The sequence below is a fragment of the Pantoea sp. BAV 3049 genome, assembly GCF_009765445.1.
Classification (GTDB): domain Bacteria; phylum Pseudomonadota; class Gammaproteobacteria; order Enterobacterales; family Enterobacteriaceae; genus Erwinia.
The window spans coordinates 2256971-2275713 of the sequence record NZ_WHOY01000031.1; the positions used below are offsets into that span (position 1 = coordinate 2256971).

Sequence of the window (18743 nt, forward strand, 5' to 3'; positions counted from 1 at the left end):
TCTTGCCGCTGAAAACCAAACCTTCCTCACAAAATTGCCTTCCAGATCAAAAACAATTTCTTAACAATAAGCCTCTGAGGTTTACTGCTAAAGCGTATTTGCATTTTGTCGCTAATTATTAGCAAGGAAAAGAAGAGGTTAATCCCATGGCAGAGGCCACATCACAACAGACTGTGAGAGCGACAGCTCCTGCAGCGGACACCCGCCAGCGAATCTGGGCAATCGTGGGTGCTTCATCCGGTAACCTGGTAGAATGGTTTGATTTTTATGTCTATTCCTTCTGCTCACTCTATTTCGCCCATATTTTTTTTCCTTCAGGCAATCCAACCACCCAGCTGCTGCAAACCGCCGGTGTATTTGCGGCCGGATTTCTGATGCGACCTGTTGGTGGCTGGGTGTTTGGTTATATTGGTGATAAATATGGCCGTAAGAAATCAATGCTGATCTCCGTATGTATGATGTGCTTTGGCTCGCTGGTGATCGCCTGCCTGCCGGGGTATGGGACGATTGGCATCTGGGCTCCTGCTCTGCTGTTGCTCGCCCGCCTGTTTCAGGGGCTGTCGGTCGGCGGAGAGTACGGTACCAGCGCCACCTATATGAGCGAGGTTGCCATTGAAGGTCGCAAGGGATTCTACGCCTCATTCCAGTACGTCACGCTGATTGGTGGACAACTGATGGCGCTGCTGACGGTAGTGGTATTGCAGCAAATCCTGACGGAAGAAGAGTTACGGGCATGGGGCTGGCGAATTCCTTTTGCTCTGGGCGCAGTGCTGGCCATTGTCGCGCTTTATCTGCGCCGATCGCTGAATGAAACGTCCGATCGTAAAAGCCGTGAGCACAAAGATGCCGGATCGCTGAGGGGGCTTTGGAAGAATCGCCGTGCCTTTATTATGGTGTTGGGTTTCACTGCGGGCGGATCTCTGAGCTTCTACACCTTTACAACCTATATGCAGAAATATCTGGTCAACACATCGGGCATGGATACCCGTACAGCCAGTGCCTTAATGACCGTTGCGCTGTTTATTTTTATGCTGGTACAGCCACTGATTGGCGCATTGTCTGACAAGATTGGACGTAAAAACTCAATGCTGATCTTCGGTGGGCTGGCTGCAGTCTGTACCGTACCGGTGCTGACACTGCTGCAAAGCGTCAGCAGCCCGTACATTGCCTTTATGCTGGTTATGCTTTCACTGCTGATCACCAGTTTTTACACCTCGATCAGTGGCATCCTGAAAGCGGAGATGTTTCCCCCCGAAGTCAGAGCGCTGGGAGTGGGACTTTCTTATGCTGTAGCCAACGCAATTTTTGGCGGCTCTGCAGAATATGTTGCGCTTTCGCTGAAGGCGGCGGGAAGTGAAACCAGCTTCTTCTGGTATGTCTCCGCTCTTGGCGCGGTCGCTTTTCTGGTATCACTGATGCTGCATGGCAAAGGGAAGGGTATCAGGCTCTGACTAATGACCGATATTCCATAATGCATAGCCGGTAGCTGCACCGGCTACATCCCAGCTGAAATCTTTCCAGCTCCAGCCCGTTCCACCTTCACGACTGTCATACAACTCTTTGGCTGCCCCAAGGCTGATGGCAAACATCAGGCCGAAGCTGCCGCTGTGCCCCTCGCTCCAGTTCTGACGCTGGCCGTAAGCATTCCCGGCAGCAGAGAGGAAAGCCGAAGAGATGAAGTGTTGAGCTTTGTCTTTGCCCGTCCAGCTGTCTTCAGCCATGTGGGTACAGCCTGTACAAAATAGCGTTAACAGCAGCAGAAGTTTGCGCATAATCCTTCCCTGTAAAAAGGCCCTGTGCGAAGACAGGGCCAGAAAGCAAAGCGGACTCACAGAATACGGCTGATCAGCCGGTCGATGCGGATGCGGCGCAGGCGGCGGATCAGCTTTCTGACTTTTACCGGGTAGTCAGCGATACTTTCCAGATCGCGGAAATGTTGCACGACAGTGGTGTCTTTACGGATCAGGGCCAGCTCTTTCTCTCGCTGTTCAGCCAGCTGCTGCAGCGGATCGTGGATCAGCACCGCATTTTCCAGGTCCAGACGCCAGGCGCGTGGGTTGAGGTTGTTGCCGGTAATCAGCATCCACTCATCATCAACCCACATACCTTTAAGATGGTAGCTGTTCTCACCGTCTTTCCACAGGCGCACGGTAAGTTGCCCGCTGGTGACGTAATACTGCAGGCGGCTGAGGAAGCGGCGCAGGTTGATCTCATACAGATAAGGCAGCGCACCAATAATCTTGAACGGCTGATCCTCAGGGATATAAAAGTCATTGGCGGTCTTATCGCCAACGATGATTTCAACCTCACGGCCCTGGCGCAGCAGCCAGATGATATTGCGAACCAGAATGGCTGGCATATTGAAATAGGGGGTACACAGCGTCAGCTTCTGCTCGGCGCAGGGCATCAGGTGATAGATGGTTTTGTTGAGCAGGCTGCGTTTACCAAGGCCAACCAGCGGTGTGACGGCAAGCTGTTCATTATTGGCATCACCTTTGAAATCATAATCAAAGCCGCGCAGATCCTGGCGGAACTGTCGCGTCTCGTTTTTGATTTCCGGGCTCTTCGGACGTTCATGCTGGTCAAGACGGTGAACCGCTTCGGCCTGAATCAGGTTCTTATCGATCCAGTTAACCAGAGTGTCGGACAGCTGGGGATTGGTGATCAGCTGATAGCGATCGTAACGGTATTTATCGTGCTGATGCAGATAAACATCGTTCAGGCTGGCACCCGTATACAGCAGTGTGTCATCTACCACTGAGCCTTTAAGGTGCAGTACGCCCAGCGCTTCACGGGTATTCACCGGCACACCATAAACGGGAATGGCGATATCTGCATTCTGGTCCGCCATATCACAGTACCAGTCAGCGTTAGTTGCGCCACGCGCCACACCGATTCGGCCACGCTGGGCACGATGCCAGTCAACCAGAATGCGGACGTCCAGCTCAGGGCGACGACGCTTAGCGTCATACAGAGCGGAAAGAATGCTGCGGCCACCGTCATCATTTTCCAGATAAAGGGCAACAATGCAGATACGCCGCGTCGCACCGGCGATTTTCTCCAACAATGTCTGACGAAAATCAGCAGGGGAATAGAGCGTGGTGAAGTCAGCAACCGACTGAGACAGTTTTGGCAGTTGCGCAAGGTGCTGTTGGTGTTTGTTACGTTTGAATTTAGACAACATCACAGTGCGTATCTTCTCTGTTCATAGAATGGCCTTTTGCCATAAAATCATCACCCTAACCGCGAATATTACCATTAGTTAGTGCCGAAGTCGGCAGTTTTACGTTTCCAGACATTATCCGGCGGCGTTCAACGGCAAAGACAGGCTGACAATCCCGTCCTCCAGCTGCACATCAATGGCAAAATTCAGTTTGCGCGCCAGGGTTATCATCCCCTGATTACGTGGCATGGTGATGCCGTTCAGCTGCTGCAGACCGTGCTGACGGGTGTAGATTATCATCTTCTCCAGCAGCCGCCGACCCAGGCCCAGCCCCTTGAGATCGGATCGCACCAATACTGAAAACTCGGCGTCAATATTGTCTGCATCGGAGATCGCCCGCGTGACGCCAATGATCTCTTCCGCGCCGTGATGCTCCCGCACCGCGACAATCGCCATCTCTCGATCGTAGTCGATTTGCGTCATGTTAGCCAAATCGTCATGGGTAAACTCATTGATCTCACTGAAGTAGCGATAGTAGAGATCCTCTTTTGTCACCCGGGCAATAAACTGCCGTAACAGAGGTTCATCTTCCGGCAAAATAGGGCGGAAGAGGCAGTGCTGACCATTTTTCAGTTCAATGGCTTCTTCCAGTGCGTGGGGATAAGGGCGGATCGCCAGTCGTGCTTGCGGATCGCCAGCAAAGGGCACCAACTGCATGGTGACATCCAGCAGCGAAAACTCTTCACCGGCGGCCAGCAGTGGATGAATATCCAGACGTACAATTTCCGGACAGTCGACAATCAGGTTGGAAACCTGCACCAGTACTCTGCTGATGCCGGTAATATCAAGAGGACGCAGTGCGCTGCGTCCCCGGATCTTGCCACTTTTAATGGCCTGAATAACCAGATAGCGCGCCAGCGTCATATTCAGCGGCGGCAGGGCCACAACGGCCTGTTTGTCCGCCTGCCACTCAATGCCGCCTTCGCCCAGCATGATCATCGGGCCAAATACTTTATCCTGCTCAACCACAATCCGCAGTTCCTGCGCTCCGGCACGGTTTGCCATACTCTGCACTAACAGACCGTGGATGCGGGCCTGAGGCCAGGCCAGCTTAACGCGATCGAGAATTGCCTCAGCGGCCTGCTGAACCTCGCTGGCGGTGCGCAGATAAAGCATCACACCCTGAACTTCGGATTTGTGCGGGATATCAGGTGAACGGAGCTTAAGAGCGACCGGATAGCCGATCTGCCCGGCGATATGTACTGCCTCCGCGCTGTCGCTGGCGATCCATGTTGGCAGAGTGCTCAGACCGTAGGCCTGCAGAATCGCCTGAACTTCATGGGTATCCAGCGTGGTGGCTCCCTCATCCAGTGCCTGTTGAATTAACTGGTGAGCTTCAGCGGTGTTGGCTTTCAGATCCGCAGGCAGTGCGGGCGTTTCACGTAGCTGTTTCTGGTTACGCCGATATTCCACCATATGCATAAAGGCGGTTACCGTTCCTTCCGGCGTGCGATAAGTTGGAATCCCGGCATCGCTGAAGAGTTTTCTTGCGTCCAGAGAAGAGAACTCTCCGCACCAGTTGGTTAGCAGGCTTAGCTGCTTTCCGCGAGGATGGCTGGCGACGGTCTCAATCAGGCGCTGAGCCGTCACCGTGGCCGGAGCAACTGCACTGGGCGCGTGGATAATCATCAACGCATCAATATCCGGGCTGTCCAACAGGCGGGAGACTGTTTGCTGATAACGCTCTGGTGTTGCGTCATCTTTCAGATCGAGCGGATTCCCGGCGGCGATCTCTCCAGGCAGCAGGCTTTGCAGATTGGTGAGTAAATCCTCACTCAGCGTGGCCAGTTTGCCGTTACGGGCATCAAGCGCATCCAGAGCCAGCGCGGCCGGAGCTGCACCGTTGCTCACAATCATCAGCCGTTCGCCGCGCAGCGGTCGCATATGGCTTAATGTTTCAACAGCAGAGAACAGTTCATGCGTATCCTGCACACGCAGCAGGCCAGCACGCTGAATAGCCGCATCCCAGGCTGCGTCCAGGCCGCCGTGCGTATTGAGCAATAACTGTGCCTGCTGGCTGCGTCCGCTGCGGATAATCAGAATAGGTTTATTTCTGGAGGCACTCCTGGCCGCCGAAACAAAGCGTCGGGCATCACTCAGATGTTCCAGGTAGAGCAGGATAGCGCTGGTCTTACCGTCCCTTGCGAGGAAGTCGAGCAGGTCATCGGCATCAATATCCAGACTGTCCCCCAGTGCGATAAACCAGGAAAAGCCGAGCTGGCGCTGCTGAGCCCAGTCGAGAATGGTATTGGAGACGGCCGCGGACTGGGAGACAAACGCCAGTTTACCGCGATGGATGGGCACCGGGGAAAAGCTGGCGTTCAGGCCCTGCCATGGTGCCAGCAGGCCGAGACTGTTCGGACCAAGCAGGCGGATCTGCCATTCAGCGGCACACTGCTTTAATGCTTCCAGCTGGCTGGCTGGGGCAGAGAGGATAATACAGGCTTTACAGCCCCGTTCGCCCAGCGCGCGCAACAGATCGAGATTACGGCTGGCATGGGTGCAAATTACAGCGAGATCGGGAGAGAGCGGCAGGCTGGCAACATCCGGCCAGGCCAGTACGCCGCAGACAGCCTTATATTTAGGGGTGACCGGAAGAACCGGGCCGCTGAAGCCACCTGCCAGCAGGTTACGCATCATCAGGTAGCCCGCGCGTTCCGGGCGCATTGAGGCACCAATGACCGCGATAGATTTGGGACGTAACAGCGCTTCCAGCCCTCGTTGGCTCATTTCCGGCTCCTGATGCGAGTAGTTATCCCTGATTTTAAACGCTTTCGCGCTTTATTGCTGCGGGTTACCCGAGGTTATCAGGATTAAAGCCGTCTGGGAGAAACGTGGGCGCTGAAGCTTTTTGCTGATGTAACGGGTGGTGAGGTTTACCGGCCAGATAGCGATGGCGGAACAGATCGAAATGCCGGGTCAGCGCCATCCCGGCCGCAGTATCGCCAGCCTGCATCAGCAATTCTGCCGCCACTTCCGCCGTGCAGTGCTGACCTTCTGCGTGGATTTCGCGCAGCTGATAATTGGACGGCGTCGAAAGCTGAAGTGACATCACTGGCAGGGCATCCAGCCACGGGCTTTTACGAAACATCTTGCGCGCTTCGGTCCATGTTCCGTCCAGCATGATAAACAGTGGTGGCTTACCGCTGAGCGGCGGCACATTCATTACCGGGCGGCCCGCATCCGCGTAAGATTCAGGGAATACCACCAGCGGCTGCACATCCGGATTTTTTACCGCCGCCAGCAGTGCCGGATCCGGCTCGGTGCGTGACCAGCCAAAAGCCTGAGTATCCGGCAGGATATCGGCAATCAGTCGCCCGGTATTACTGGGTTTCATCGGTTCGCTGTCGAACATCACCAGGCAAAAACGACTGCGTGCCTGTTGTGGTTGTAGCGTGGCGCAAAGGCAGTTTTTCTTCGGCAGCAAACAGCGCTGGCAGCGTGGAATACGGTTGCCACGGGCAAGAAAAGGGCGGGTGGCACGGGCGAGACGCTCAGCGCGCAGGCGAAGGACAGCGTTTTCAGTCATGGAGGCGAATTCGGGAAAAACGCCATTCTAGCGGAAATGCGGGAGAAGCAGTAGTGGCCAGGCGAACCTGACCACCGGCAATCAGATGTTTTCGTCGAGCCACTCGGTAAACGGCGCTTTCGGCATGGCACCGCTGAGCATATCCACCTTCTGACCCTGTTTGAAGACCATAATCGTAGGGATGCTGCGAATGCCGAAACGGGCACTCAGCTCAGGTTCGGCTTCCGTGTTCACCTTCAGGAAGCGCACCTGGCCGCTGCGCTCTCCCGCCACGTCTTTATAGACAGGCGCAAAGTTGACGCACGGACCGCACCAGGGTGCCCAGAAATCGATTACTACTGGCAAGTCATCCTGCAGGTATTTGTCGAGCGTGGCGGTGGTTGCATTAATGACTTCGCCGTTAAACAAATCGCTGCCGCAGCGGCCGCATTTCGCGCCGTCACTGATACGCTCTTGCGGAACGCGATTCGTCGCCTGGCATGATGCACAAACCGTATTCATTGATTCACCTCGGTGATGTTCGGGGTAAGCAGTTACTTACCGTGTGTCTGCCTCAGAGTGCGGTAATTATGGCTGCCCTTATCGCAGGCAACAAAGAGATTTGTTCAATGGGTATAATAGGTAGTGGCTCACAACGTTTTGCGGCTGGACGTCAGGGCGGGAAAATGCCAGAGGCGCGCTTTATATTGGAAGTTAATAGCTAAGCGCTGCCACATCAGGTAATCTGCGCGCTTCGCGCTCAGCCAGGTGGAGGGAAAATGAACGACGAATTTAAAGGTAAAAGCGGTAAAGTCAAAGTGATGTATGTCCGCGGTGATGACGAGAACAGCAAAGGCGGGCAAAATCCCCGCACCGGCAAAGGTGGACCTCGTCAGGATGGCAATCGTCGTCCTTCACGAAACGCAGACAGCAAGCCGCGTGGCGGGCGCGATCGCGATGTAGCACCAGGTGACTCACCATGGCGCACGGTTTCACGCGCGCCTTCGGCCTCATCTGCCGGGGATGACAAACCGGATCACGGTGGCATCAGCGGCAAAAGTTATATTGACCCGGAGCAGATCCGTCGTCAGCGCATGGAAGAGACGCGGGTGTATGGCGAAAACGCCTGCCAGGCCCTGTTCCAGAGCCGTCCGGATTGCATCGTGCGTGCGTGGTTTGTTCAGGAAGTGACTCCGCGTTTCCGCGAGGCACTGAAATGGATGGCGGCTAACCGTAAAGCTTATCATGTGGTTGATGAAGCCGAACTGGCTAAAGCTTCCGGCACTGAGCACCATGGCGGCGTCTGCTTCCTGATCAAAAAGCGTTCAGGTATGCCGGTCAGCCAGTGGCTCTCAGCTGCGGGTGAAAAAGATTGCGTGCTGGCGCTGGAACAGATTGGCAATCCCCATAACCTGGGCGGCATGATGCGCAGCTGTGCGCATTTTGGTGCGAAAGGATTGCTGGTAGATGATGCTTCCCTGCTGGAGTCAGGTGCAGCAGTGCGCACCGCAGAAGGCGGGGCTGAACACGTTCAGGCGATCAGTGGCGAAAGCTTCGAAGCCGGTCTGAACGCTTTCCGTAAAGCAGGCTATACCATTGTGACCACTTCCAGCCACAAGGGAACTCCTTTAGCACAGGCAACACTGCCGGCTAAAACGGTTCTGGTGCTGGGACAGGAAAGCGACGGTCTCTCAGACAGCGTCTGGCAACAGGGCGACCTGAGCGTCTCTATCGGGGGAACCGGTAACGTTGAAAGCCTCAATGTTTCGGTCGCCACCGGTATTCTGCTTGCCGAATGGTGGCGTCAGAACGCTTAAAGCATGATATGAAAAACGGCCCGGAAGGGCCGTTTTTTTTGCCTGAAAATCAGTGCGCGCCACCGCCACCGCTGCCGGAACCGAACGGCGGGCGGGCAAACCAGATCAGCACCAGCAGAGCAAGGAACACCGCTGCCGAAGCCCAGAAGATCTCGTTGGCGGAGATAATCAGTCCCTGATTGGTGATCTGCTGCGCAATCCACGAGGAAGCCTGATCGTGCGTCATACCGATCTGCTCCAGCTTGTCGTACATCTGCTGCGAGTTAACGTTGTAAGCGTTCACCGACTCGCTGAGATAGCTGTGGTGCATCGACTCCCGATCGGTCCACATCGTTGTGGTGATCGAAGTGCCGATAGAACCGGCCAGCGTTCGCGTAAAGTTCGACAGACTGGATGCCGCCGCCAGTCTTTCAGGTGGCAGACCTGACAGGGTGATTGTGGTCAGCGGCATAAAGAAGCAGGCCACGGCAAAGCCCTGAATAAACTGCGGCCAGGCTGATGCCCCAAAATCCATCCCCGGTTCAAATGTATAAGCACGCCAGTAAAAGCACACCGCATACATAATAAAGCTGAAGGTGACCAGCTTGCGCATGTCCAGCTTATGCGCGAAGCGCCCGATAATCGGCGAGAGGATCACTGGCAGTATTCCCACCGGCGCGGACGCCAGCCCGGCCCAGGTGGCGGTATAGCCATACACCTCCTGAAGCAACTGTGGCAACAGCACTATCGAGCCGAAATAAAGCATATAAGCCAGACTGATCGACAGGCAGCCGATGGTGAAGTTTCTGGACTTGAACAGCGACAGGTCGACAATCGGGTGATCGTCAGTCAGCTCCCAGACCAGCAATACCAGCAGCGCCACCACCGCAATGATCGTCAGGATGACGATCTCCTTAGAACTGAACCAGTCCAGTTCCTTGCCGCGATCCAGCATCACCTGCAGGCAGCCAATGCCAACAATCAGCAGCACCAGCCCGACTGTGTCAATCGGTCTGATGACCGTGGCCGTTTCCCGGTTGCGCAGCGTTTGCAGCGTCAGCATCACCACCACCGCACCGATCGGCACGTTGATGAAGAAAATCCAGCCCCAGTGATAGTTGTCACTGATCCAGCCGCCGAGGATCGGGCCGCAAATCGGCGCGACGATCACCGTCATTGCCCACAGCGAAAGGGCGATACTTCGCTTGGCGGGCGGATAGTTGCTCAGCAACAGACTTTGCGACAGCGGGATCAACGGGCCCGCCACCACGCCCTGGATCACGCGGAAGAAGATCAGCATCGTGAGGCTGTTGGACATACCACACAGCCAGGATGCCACCGCGAACGCCGCCGTGGCCCACAGGAACAGCTTCACCTCACCGACGCGCTTCGCCAGCCAGCCGGTAATCGGTATCGAAATGGCATTGGCGACGCCGAACGAGGTGATTACCCAGGTTCCCTGGGAGTTGGATGCTCCGAGGTTACCGGCGATAGTCGGGATGGCAACGTTAGCGATGGTCGAATCCAGCACCTGCATAAACGTAGCCAGCGACAGCGCGATGGTCATCAGAACCAGCTGGGTTCCTTCAAGCGGTTTTTGTGCCATAACAGCCCCCCGCCTGCTCAGCCCGCATTCGCGCGGATGATATCGGCAATCAGCTGGTTAACTGGTGCCAGGTCCAGTGCCAGCGCATTACTTTCGTAAGCCGGAGTTGAGCGAACGCTGGTGGCCAGCACGGCACCCTCTGTATTGTCGGTATCAACGCTGACCAGCGTCGACAGGCCAATACGCAGCGGATGCTTCGCCACTTCCTGCGGATCCAGTTCGATACGCACCGGCAGACGCTGAACCACTTTGATCCAGTTACCGGTAGCGTTCTGCGCGGGCAGCAGTGAGAACGCGCTACCTGTTCCCATATCCAGACCGACCACTTTGCCGTGATACACCACATCATCTCCATATATGTCGCTGGTCACGGTGGCAGGCTGACCAATACGAACGTTGGCAAGCTGCGTTTCCTTGAAGTTGGCATCCACCCACAGGTTGTTGGCTGGAACCACAGCCAGCAGAGGAGTGGTGGAGGAGATTTGTGAACCAACCTGAACGCTGCGACGTGAGATAAAGCCGTCAATCGGGCTGACCACTTCAGTACGTTGCAGAGCCAGCCAGGCGTCACGCAGCTCGGCCGCGCTCTGTTTCACCGCAGGCTGGTTTTCCAGCGAGGTGTTCAGGATCATTGCCTGATTAGCATTGTATTGCTGCACAGCGACATCCAGCTGAGCTTTGGCGGTGGCCACAGCATCGCGTGCATGTTGCAGATCTTCTTTGCCAATCAGATTGGCGGCACCCAGCGGCTCACGACGCTTAAGATCGGCCTGCGCCTGATCGAGCGCGGTTTTCTGCAGGTCAATTGTCGCCTGATACTGCTTGCCGTTGATAATCAGCTGATGAGTCTGGCGTACGCTGGTGGCCAGGGCCGTCTGCGCTTGCTCAAAGGCCTGCTCAGCGTCGATTTTATCCAGCGTGACCAGCACATCGCCTTTTTTGACATAGTCGGTGTTGTCGAACCACACCTTATTCACGCTGCCGGAGACCTGGGCCATCACCTGCGCCTGGTTTCCTGCGACATAAGCATCATCGGTTTCCTGGTAATGGCGTAGCACCATAAACCAGTAAACCAGCCAGGCAGCCCCGATTAAAATGAACAACACAGCCAGAAAAATTAACGCGCCTTTGCGTTTTTTCTTTTTGTTAGCTGGCTGCTGCGGTTGTTGGATCTCCGCATTTGCACTCATGGTTTTCTCCACGTTTTCCTAGCCTGCCCGACAGAATACCTGGCGGTAGCTCTGTCCGGATTCTAAAATGCCAGCGGGTTAGCGCTGGCATAAGTTTGATAATTAGCGGTTTAAAATAGCGGTTATCGGCGGGCGGGGTGTCGCTTAATATGCTATTGCCGGATGACTTAGCGAGAAAGTGCGGTAATCACTTCTTCTTCATCCATTTGATCGAGGCGGGTCAGCAACTTACGGGTGATCCCTTCCAGCTGAGTCTTTTCAGAAGAACTCAGGGCGGACCACAACAACTGCAGACACTGATGCTGCGGTGGCAGCAGCTGACGCAGGAATTCATTGCCTTTCTCGGTCAGGTGCAGATGCAGGCAGCGACGGTCGTTATCGCTTTCGCGACGCTCAATCCAGCCGCGTTTTTCCAGCTCATCGGCAATGCGGGTGGCATTGGTACGGGATGAGCCCAGCGCGGAACTGAGTTCAGAAGGCTGAATGCTGTGGTTTTCCTGTGCATCCAGGGTGATTAATGCCATGAACAGCGTCTCGTTAATTCCCTGAGCCTTGAGCATTTTGTTGCGGTTTTCCAGCAGTTTGCTCTGCATGTGCATGCACAGCCGCGTCAGCATGATTTCCTGTAACGGGAAATCTTTCTGACGGTTAGCGCGGAAATTCAGCATCTGTTCAATGGGAGTAAACGAACTTTCCATCTGGGGGAACCTCATAAGTTGCAACTGGTATCGTAACGATGGTGATAAACAAGGGTTACTCCTGCGGTCAGGCTGTTTTTTCATGACCGGGGAACACCATCCGTAATGTCCAGGTCACTCCATAACCCAGGGCGCTAAACAGCATCGACAGAGTGATGCTGCAGGTTGATTCAGTTAACCTGAAAGCCTGAACCCCTCAGGGCAGGCCAAAGCCGCGCAGAATGTTGGAAACCCCGGCCACGCTGAACGTCAAAAGTGACGTTAAGATGAACGCAGCGATGATATTCTCAACCTCTTTGCGGACGAACCCGGCCACAATGGACGGGCATATCATCTGCTGTGTGGTGAAGAGCGGAACATTTTTATCTCTGCAACTTTCACAACAGGTAACAAGTCTTTAAAATTCAATCAGTACAGTAAATGAACGTTACTCGATCGGGCATTCCGTTCATCTCTTAATAGTTTCATGCGAAAAAATAACCAACATGAATAACTACAATGCTAACCATACCAGACTGTGTAAACGGTTAACAAGGCACTGGTCCTGAAAATTACTTAATTAATTATTTTACGGTTGAGAAGTGCTTGCTTCATAACGGGCTCCCCACCACCAGTTCAACAGATTAAGTATCGTTATGAAACCACCCGCAACGCAGACTCCGTGCCAGCCCGCGTGCTGAAAAGCGGTGGCAGAAATGAGTGAGCCAAATGCGCCGCCAATAAAATAGCTGGTCATATACCCTGCGGTTAGCCGGTTACGGGCCTCCGGCATGTGACGGTAGATCACGCTCTGATTGGTTATATGGACGCCCTGCACGGACAGGTCGAGCAGGATAATGCCAACAATCAGCGCGACCAGTGAATGACTTCCCACTGCGGTGATGCCCCAGGAGAGCAGCATGATGACCAATCCGCCGGTGGTGGTCAGTCGGGCTTTGCCTTTGTCAGCCAGTGAGCCAGCCTGCCGTGCGGCCAGTGCCCCGGCAGCGCCCACCAGGCCCAGCAGCCCGATCTCGCCTTCAGAGTAGCCATACGGCTTCGATGCCAGCAGGAAAGCCATTGAGGTCCCCAGCACGCTGAAGTTGGCAAATGCCAGGCAGCCAGTGACTGCCCGCGTTCTCAGAACCGGCGTGGTGAAGTAAAGAGTAAAAATGGAGCCGAGCAGCTGGCCGTAGTTCAACGGAACCGATTGCTTATAACGGGGCAGAAAACGCCACAGCGCCAGAGCCATCAACACCATCAATACGCTGGCCACCCAGTAGACGGTTCGCCAGCCACCCAGTTGAGCAAGGCCACCTGCCACCGTTCGGGCCAGCAGAATGCCTAACAGCAGGCCACTCATCACCGTGCCCACCACTTTGCCGCGTTTTTCCGGCGCGGCCAGTGTGGCAGCCAGTGGGACTAAAATCTGGGCAACGACAGAGAACAGGCCGGTCAGCACGGTTCCCAGCAGCATCACGGGTAATGTTGGTGAAAGGGCAGTGATCACCATCCCACCTGAGGCCAGCAGGCTCATGATAACGATTAGCCCACGGCGCTCCAGCATGTCACCCAGCGGAACCAGCAGCAGCAATCCGGCAGCGTAGCCGAGCTGGGCGGTGGTCACGATAAAACCAGCCTGATTCACGGAAAGGGCAAAAGTACGGGCGACAGTCTCCAGCAGAGGCTGCACATAATAGTTGCAGGCTACAGAAAGGCCGGTTGCTACGGACATCAGGGCAACAAGGGCAGGGTTAAGACCTGGCTGGGGGGATTTCATCGCGCTCAATATGGTAGTAAATAAATGCAGTAACCGAATAGTAACCTAAAAAACTATTTCATTCACAAGATAATTCACAGGACAAACCAGTAAAAAAAAGGGTGACGCCAGCGCCACCCTCTGATGCAGTTTGTTATTGCTTACTTCGGTGCGGCCAGCGCGTCCTTCACCCAGCCATCGAACTGTGCCTGGTGTGCTTTGATCCAACCGTCAACGTGCGCATTGATATCTGCTTCTGAAGACTGGCCCTGATGCATGCGGGAGTTCTGTGCGTTGATATCCGCAATTGGCAGCTTCATTTCAGAGAACAGCTTCGCTGCCGCCGGGTTTTTCTCTGCCCAGGCTTTGTTGGCAACAATATGCATCACGTTAACCGGAAAGCCGTAGTTAGCGCCATTAGGCAGTTTGGTGTCGATATCCTTCTGCGCGCCAGGCATTGAAGAGTACGGCACCTGCAGCCACACCACATCACGGCCCGGAACCAGCACGTCGCTCACCCAGTAAGGCGTCCAGGTGTAATACAGGATTGGTTTGCCTTCTTTGAAGCGAGTGATCGTGTCGGCAATCATCGCTGAATAGTTACCCTGATTATGGGTCACCGTATTGCTCAGACCATACGCCTGAATCTGGTGGTTGATCACTGCCTCACAGCCCCAACCTGGCGTACAACCGGTCAGATCCGCTTTGCCATCTCCGTTGCTGTCAAACAGCTTCGCCAGCTTCGGATCTTTCAGCTGATCGATGCGGGTGATGTGATATTTTTCTGCGGTTTTTTTATCGATCAGATAACCCTGGGCAGCGCCCTCAACATAGGTTCCCTGACGATAAAATTTCGCGTCGCCGCCTGCGGATTTGTACATATCATCGTGCAGTGGCTGCCAGTTGGTGGCGATAAAAGTGCCGTCACCTGACGCGATTGACGTGTAGGCAACGTTATAGTCGACTTCGGAAGGCTGTTCGACGGTGTAACCCAGCTTTTCCAGACCACGGCTGACCAGCAGAGTCTGGAAAGTTTCTTCCGAAATGCTGCTCTGCAGGGGTTTAACAGTGATCCCTTTGCCTGGCAGGTCGGCAGCGGAAACGTGAGAGGCGGCCAGCGTGGTAAATGCGGCGGCTAACAATGCTGTCCTACGCATAGTGGATCCTTATTTTGATTTATCTTGCACAGAAGCAGGTGACGCGCGCAGGGCACGCCACCAGAAGCGTAATGGTGTTATTTAATAAATGGACGAGTCAGCAGGCCCAGTGGACCACTGGCATACCAGCGGCGTGCTCCCCGGCTGCGGCTGTCACGGCCCACCGACTGGGTCAGACGGTCGAGGATAATGGCGAGGATCACAATCCCCACACCACCCACGGTAGCCAGCCCCATATCCAGGCGGCCAATCCCGCGTAGCACCATCTGGCCCAGACCGCCCACGGCGATCATCGAGGCGATGACCACCATCGACAACGCCAGCATTAACGTCTGGTTGACCCCGGCCATAATGGTCGGCATCGCCAGTGGCAGCTGCACTTTGAACAGCAGCTGGCGTGGGTTGGCCCCGAAGGAGTCCGCAGCCTCAATCAAATCGGCTGGCACCTGTTTAATCCCCAGAATGGTCAGGCGAACAATCGGCGGCAGGGCAAAGATAATGGTCACCACCACACCGGGCACGTTGCCGATACCAAACAGCATGACGATAGGCACGAGGTAAACGAAGGCCGGCGTGGTCTGCATGGCATCCAGCAGCGGACGGATGATTTTCGCTGCCCTCTCGCTGCGGGCCAGCCAGATGCCCAGCGGAAGCCCGATGAGGATGCAGAACAGCAGCGCAGTGAGCACCAGCGCCAGCGTCACCATCGCCTGTGACCAGGCGCCTATCGCGCCAATGGCGATCAGTGAAACCAGCGTGGCGATGCCCATACCGAGGCTGGACATCTGCCAGGCGATCAGGGCAAACACCACGATGGCTACCGGAGCAGGCATGCCCAGCAACATATGCTGGAAGGCGCTGAGAATGTAGTCCACCGGTATGCGAATGCCTTGGAAAACCGGCCGGAAATGGGAAACGATCCAGTCGATACCGGTTGTTACCCAGCTGTCCAGCGGGATCCATGTTTTGTGGAACGGATCGAGAATATTGAAATGTTCCACCTGGGGGGCCGGGGCGCTGTTCAGCCAGTCGCTGCCTCCGCTGGCAGCGGCATCATGCCCCGCAGGGGCTGCTCCGCTACTCCAGGCATCGCCGCCACCCGTATGGGCTGCACTGCCGGTTGGTGCGGCATCTGCCGGCGCGGAGGAGGCTCCCGGAGTGGACCAGGGATCGCTGCTGCTGGCAGCAGGCTGGGCGCTGTCAGCGGCCGGTGCCGAAGGAGCCGGAGCTGGCTGGGAGGACGCTGTTGCCCATGGATCGGTTGTCTGTTCACTCATTGCTGGCTCCTTCGCGATCTAATGCCTGTAATAACATGCCTTTGGAAATGATTCCGATGTACTGGTTGTCTTCGCCCACAATCGGGACGGCACAGGGTGCCTGGGCAACGTGTGACAACAAGTCGCTCAGTGAGGTCTCACCAGGCATAGCGGCAGGAGCTGCGAGGATGGCGCCATCCAGTCCTTCACCGGAAGCCAGAGCGGCCTTCAGTGAATCGGTTGACACCACGCCAACAAAGCGCTGTTTTTCCAGAATATAACCGTACTCACGATCATCGTCCTGCAGCAGCTTCAGCGCCGAACGCGGGCCAAAGCCCGGCGCTTTACGCATCAGCGAACCAGCACCACGACGGGCAATATCTTTCGCGCTGAAGACGTGGCTGATATCCACGCCGCGGAAGAAGGTGCGCACATAGTCATTGGCCGGGTTATTGAGGATCTCATCCGGCGTGCCGACCTGGACCACTTCACCGCCCTGCATAATGGCAATGCGGTCGCCGATACGCATGGCTTCATCCAGGTCGTGAGAGATAAATACGATGGTGCGCTGGTGGCGGGACTGCAATTTCACCAGTTCATCCTGCATTTCGGTGCGGATTAAAGGATCAAGTGCTGAGAAGGCCTCATCCATCAATAATATATCCGGATTAATCGCCAGGGCACGGGCTAATCCAACACGCTGACGCATACCGCCGGATAATTCATCAGGGTAGGCGTGGGCATAATTATCCAGCCCCACCTGGCGCAGAGCATCAAGCGCTTTTTCCTGACGTTCCTGTAGCGGAATTCCGGCCAATTCCATTCCGAAGGCGGCATTATTTAACACCGTCATATGCGGCATTAATGCGAAGGACTGGAATACCATGCTGATTTTATTTCGACGAACCTGGCGTAATTCGTGGTCGGATATTTTGGCGATATCGATGCCATCAATAATAACCTGACCGCGAGTTGGTTCTATCAGACGATTGAGAAGGCGAACCATTGTGGATTTACCAGAGCCGGATAATCCCATGATCACGAATATCTCGCCTTCTTCAATGGCCAGACTGGCGTCTTTCACGCCGAGGGAGAGTCCTGTTTTCTCCAGAAGTGCTTCTTTACCGATCCCTTTTTCAATGTGCTTAAAGGCACGGTCGGGATGTTCCCCGAAAACTTTATATAAATTTTTAACTTCGAGTTTTATAGCCATGTGATGGTTATATTCCTGGTTGGCGGTTAATTTCTTCTGTTTCTGTTTTGTCCTGGTTGAATATTAGCGGCCTATACCGTAGCACACTGAGATTCTGAGACAACCCTTCAGGCGCTTTCTGGAAATTCAGGTTGAGACAGCAATCTCCGAAAATGCCAGAGGGGGTAAGGGATTGAGGGGAATTTCAATGGGCTAAAAAAAATGAATATTTCGCCGCAAAAACACCGTTTGGCTGGCAAAATATTGCGTCAGGTGTCGCATTTTTCTGTCAAATAAAGCGAGGGAAAATGTCATTTATTTGTCATCCGATCTTGGTTGAACGGCTGATTAATAAAAAAATAATGGCACGGAAAGCAGGTTAAAGTGGCCGAAGGGCTCAGCCACCTGAAAGGGGCTTAAAAATTCCAGTCTTCGTCTTCAGTATCGACCGCTTTGCCCATCACATAGGAGGATCCGGAACCGGAGAAGAAGTCGTGGTTTTCGTCCGCATTGGGCGACAGGGCTGAGAGGATTGCCGGGTTGACGTCAGTCAGTTCCGCCGGGAACAACGCCTCGTAGCCGAGGTTCATCAGCGCTTTGTTGGCGTTGTAATGCAGGAATTTGTTCACCTCTTCCGTCCAGCCCACCCCGTCGTACAATTCGGCAGTATAGACCAGTTCGTTCTCGTAAAGCGCCAGCAACAGTTCTACAGCAAACTGCTGCAGTTCATCCCTCCGCGCCTGGCTCTCTTTCTCCAGCGCTTTCTGGTACTTATAGCCAATGTAATAGCCATGAACCGCTTCATCTTTGATGATTAAACGGATCAGATCGGCGGTGTTGGTCAGCTTGCCGCGGCTGGACCAGTACATCGGCAGATAAAAACCGGAGTAAAAGAGGAATGACTCCAGAAACACGCTGGCTATTTTCTTTTTCAGCGGGTCAGCATGGTGGTAATGCTCCAGCACGATATCGGCTTTACGCTGCAGGGATTGATTCTCTTCGCTCCAGACATAGGCGGCGTCCACATCACTGGAGTGACAGAGCGTGGAGAAAATCGAGCTGTATGAGCGGGCATGCACCGCTTCCATAAAGCTGATATTGGACATCACCGCCTCTTCATGAGGCGTCAGTGCATCTTCCATCAGTGCCGGAGCACCGACGGTATTCTGGATCGTATCCAGCAGCGTCAGGCCGGTAAAGACCCGGATAGTCAGCTGCTGTTCGTCAGCGTTCAGGCTGTTCCAGGCGGGAATATCATTGGACAGTGGCACCTTTTCCGGCAGCCAGAAGTTAGACGTCAGGCGGTTCCAGACCTCCAGATCCTTCTCGTCTTCGATCTGATTCCAGTTAATGGCGTGAATACGTTTTAGTTTCATTAT

At 54.8% G+C, this 18743-nt stretch carries 15 protein-coding genes; 2 read left to right on the top strand and 13 right to left on the bottom strand.

Going from position 1 to position 18743, the window contains the following annotated elements:
* Window positions 1-146 precede the first annotated feature (146 nt).
* Window positions 147-1451, top strand: coding sequence for an MFS transporter (locus GSQ70_RS11420; protein WP_158782650.1), 1305 nt, complete (start codon window positions 147-149; stop codon window positions 1449-1451).
* Here GSQ70_RS11420 and GSQ70_RS11425 read toward each other — a convergent pair whose 3' ends face one another.
* From GSQ70_RS11425 to trxC, 5 genes are all read right to left on the bottom strand, one after another.
* Complete coding sequence (locus GSQ70_RS11425) at window positions 1452-1772, bottom strand: YfiM family lipoprotein (RefSeq protein WP_158782651.1); 321 nt, start codon at window positions 1770-1772, stop codon at window positions 1452-1454. It abuts the gene before it with no gap.
* Between the two features lie 56 nt (window positions 1773-1828).
* On the bottom strand, window positions 1829-3184 hold the full coding sequence (gene pssA, locus GSQ70_RS11430; RefSeq protein ID WP_158785289.1) for a CDP-diacylglycerol--serine O-phosphatidyltransferase: 1356 nt from the start codon (window positions 3182-3184) through the stop codon (window positions 1829-1831).
* A gap of 114 nt (window positions 3185-3298) precedes the next feature.
* A complete protein-coding gene (locus GSQ70_RS11435) occupies window positions 3299-5953 on the bottom strand; it encodes a bifunctional acetate--CoA ligase family protein/GNAT family N-acetyltransferase (protein WP_158782652.1) in 2655 nt (884 codons plus the stop codon).
* Window positions 5954-6017: 64 nt separating this feature from the next.
* The gene (locus tag GSQ70_RS11440; RefSeq protein ID WP_158782653.1) at window positions 6018-6752 is read right to left on the bottom strand and encodes a tRNA-uridine aminocarboxypropyltransferase; all 735 of its coding nucleotides are present in this window, start codon (window positions 6750-6752) and stop codon (window positions 6018-6020) included.
* An 81-nt stretch (window positions 6753-6833) separates the two neighbouring features.
* A complete protein-coding gene (trxC, locus tag GSQ70_RS11445) occupies window positions 6834-7253 on the bottom strand; it encodes a thioredoxin TrxC (RefSeq protein ID WP_158782654.1) in 420 nt (139 codons plus the stop codon).
* Between the two features lie 257 nt (window positions 7254-7510).
* On the opposite strand from trxC, the gene GSQ70_RS11450 reads away from it, so the two are divergent.
* Complete coding sequence (locus GSQ70_RS11450) at window positions 7511-8548, top strand: tRNA/rRNA methyltransferase (RefSeq protein WP_158782655.1); 1038 nt, start codon at window positions 7511-7513, stop codon at window positions 8546-8548.
* A gap of 49 nt (window positions 8549-8597) precedes the next feature.
* Here GSQ70_RS11450 and emrB read toward each other — a convergent pair whose 3' ends face one another.
* From emrB to nrdF, 8 genes are all read right to left on the bottom strand, one after another.
* Complete coding sequence (gene emrB / locus GSQ70_RS11455; protein ID WP_158782656.1) at window positions 8598-10133, bottom strand: multidrug efflux MFS transporter permease subunit EmrB; 1536 nt, start codon at window positions 10131-10133, stop codon at window positions 8598-8600.
* A 17-nt stretch (window positions 10134-10150) separates the two neighbouring features.
* Entirely contained in the window at window positions 10151-11323 is a 1173-nt protein-coding gene (gene emrA, locus GSQ70_RS11460) for a multidrug efflux MFS transporter periplasmic adaptor subunit EmrA (RefSeq protein WP_158782657.1), read from the bottom strand.
* 167 nt (window positions 11324-11490) lie between these two features.
* Window positions 11491-12021, bottom strand: a complete 531-nt coding sequence (mprA, locus tag GSQ70_RS11465; protein ID WP_158782658.1) for a transcriptional repressor MprA — start codon at window positions 12019-12021, stop codon at window positions 11491-11493.
* A gap of 568 nt (window positions 12022-12589) precedes the next feature.
* The gene (locus GSQ70_RS11470) at window positions 12590-13780 is read right to left on the bottom strand and encodes an MFS transporter (RefSeq protein ID WP_158782659.1); all 1191 of its coding nucleotides are present in this window, start codon (window positions 13778-13780) and stop codon (window positions 12590-12592) included.
* Window positions 13781-13920: 140 nt separating this feature from the next.
* Window positions 13921-14916, bottom strand: a complete 996-nt coding sequence (proX, locus tag GSQ70_RS11475) for a glycine betaine/L-proline ABC transporter substrate-binding protein ProX (protein ID WP_158782660.1) — start codon at window positions 14914-14916, stop codon at window positions 13921-13923.
* A gap of 77 nt (window positions 14917-14993) precedes the next feature.
* Complete coding sequence (gene proW / locus GSQ70_RS11480) at window positions 14994-16193, bottom strand: glycine betaine/L-proline ABC transporter permease ProW (protein WP_158782661.1); 1200 nt, start codon at window positions 16191-16193, stop codon at window positions 14994-14996.
* On the bottom strand, window positions 16186-17385 hold the full coding sequence (gene proV / locus GSQ70_RS11485) for a glycine betaine/L-proline ABC transporter ATP-binding protein ProV (protein ID WP_158782662.1): 1200 nt from the start codon (window positions 17383-17385) through the stop codon (window positions 16186-16188). The genes proW and proV overlap by 8 nt, the downstream gene beginning before the upstream one ends.
* A gap of 395 nt (window positions 17386-17780) precedes the next feature.
* Window positions 17781-18740: a class 1b ribonucleoside-diphosphate reductase subunit beta gene (gene nrdF, locus GSQ70_RS11490; protein ID WP_158782663.1), complete on the bottom strand. Its 960-nt coding sequence runs from the start codon at window positions 18738-18740 to the stop codon at window positions 17781-17783.
* Between the last annotated feature and the right edge of the window lie 3 nt (window positions 18741-18743).

Excerpts from the sequence above, each read along its gene's own strand:
- GSQ70_RS11420 (WP_158782650.1), top strand. The coding sequence starts at position 147 with ATGGCAGAGGCCACATCACAACAGACTGTGAGAGCGACAGCTCCTGCA.
- GSQ70_RS11425 (WP_158782651.1), bottom strand. The coding sequence starts at position 1,772 with ATGCGCAAACTTCTGCTGCTGTTAACGCTATTTTGTACAGGCTGTACC.
- pssA (WP_158785289.1), bottom strand. The coding sequence starts at position 3,184 with ATGTTGTCTAAATTCAAACGTAACAAACACCAACAGCACCTTGCGCAA.
- GSQ70_RS11435 (WP_158782652.1), bottom strand. The coding sequence starts at position 5,953 with ATGAGCCAACGAGGGCTGGAAGCGCTGTTACGTCCCAAATCTATCGCG.
- GSQ70_RS11440 (WP_158782653.1), bottom strand. The coding sequence starts at position 6,752 with ATGACTGAAAACGCTGTCCTTCGCCTGCGCGCTGAGCGTCTCGCCCGT.
- trxC (WP_158782654.1), bottom strand. The coding sequence starts at position 7,253 with ATGAATACGGTTTGTGCATCATGCCAGGCGACGAATCGCGTTCCGCAA.
- GSQ70_RS11450 (WP_158782655.1), top strand. The coding sequence starts at position 7,511 with ATGAACGACGAATTTAAAGGTAAAAGCGGTAAAGTCAAAGTGATGTAT.
- emrB (WP_158782656.1), bottom strand. The coding sequence starts at position 10,133 with ATGGCACAAAAACCGCTTGAAGGAACCCAGCTGGTTCTGATGACCATC.
- emrA (WP_158782657.1), bottom strand. The coding sequence starts at position 11,323 with ATGAGTGCAAATGCGGAGATCCAACAACCGCAGCAGCCAGCTAACAAA.
- mprA (WP_158782658.1), bottom strand. The coding sequence starts at position 12,021 with ATGGAAAGTTCGTTTACTCCCATTGAACAGATGCTGAATTTCCGCGCT.
- GSQ70_RS11470 (WP_158782659.1), bottom strand. The coding sequence starts at position 13,780 with ATGAAATCCCCCCAGCCAGGTCTTAACCCTGCCCTTGTTGCCCTGATG.
- proX (WP_158782660.1), bottom strand. The coding sequence starts at position 14,916 with ATGCGTAGGACAGCATTGTTAGCCGCCGCATTTACCACGCTGGCCGCC.
- proW (WP_158782661.1), bottom strand. The coding sequence starts at position 16,193 with ATGAGTGAACAGACAACCGATCCATGGGCAACAGCGTCCTCCCAGCCA.
- proV (WP_158782662.1), bottom strand. The coding sequence starts at position 17,385 with ATGGCTATAAAACTCGAAGTTAAAAATTTATATAAAGTTTTCGGGGAA.
- nrdF (WP_158782663.1), bottom strand. The coding sequence starts at position 18,740 with ATGAAACTAAAACGTATTCACGCCATTAACTGGAATCAGATCGAAGAC.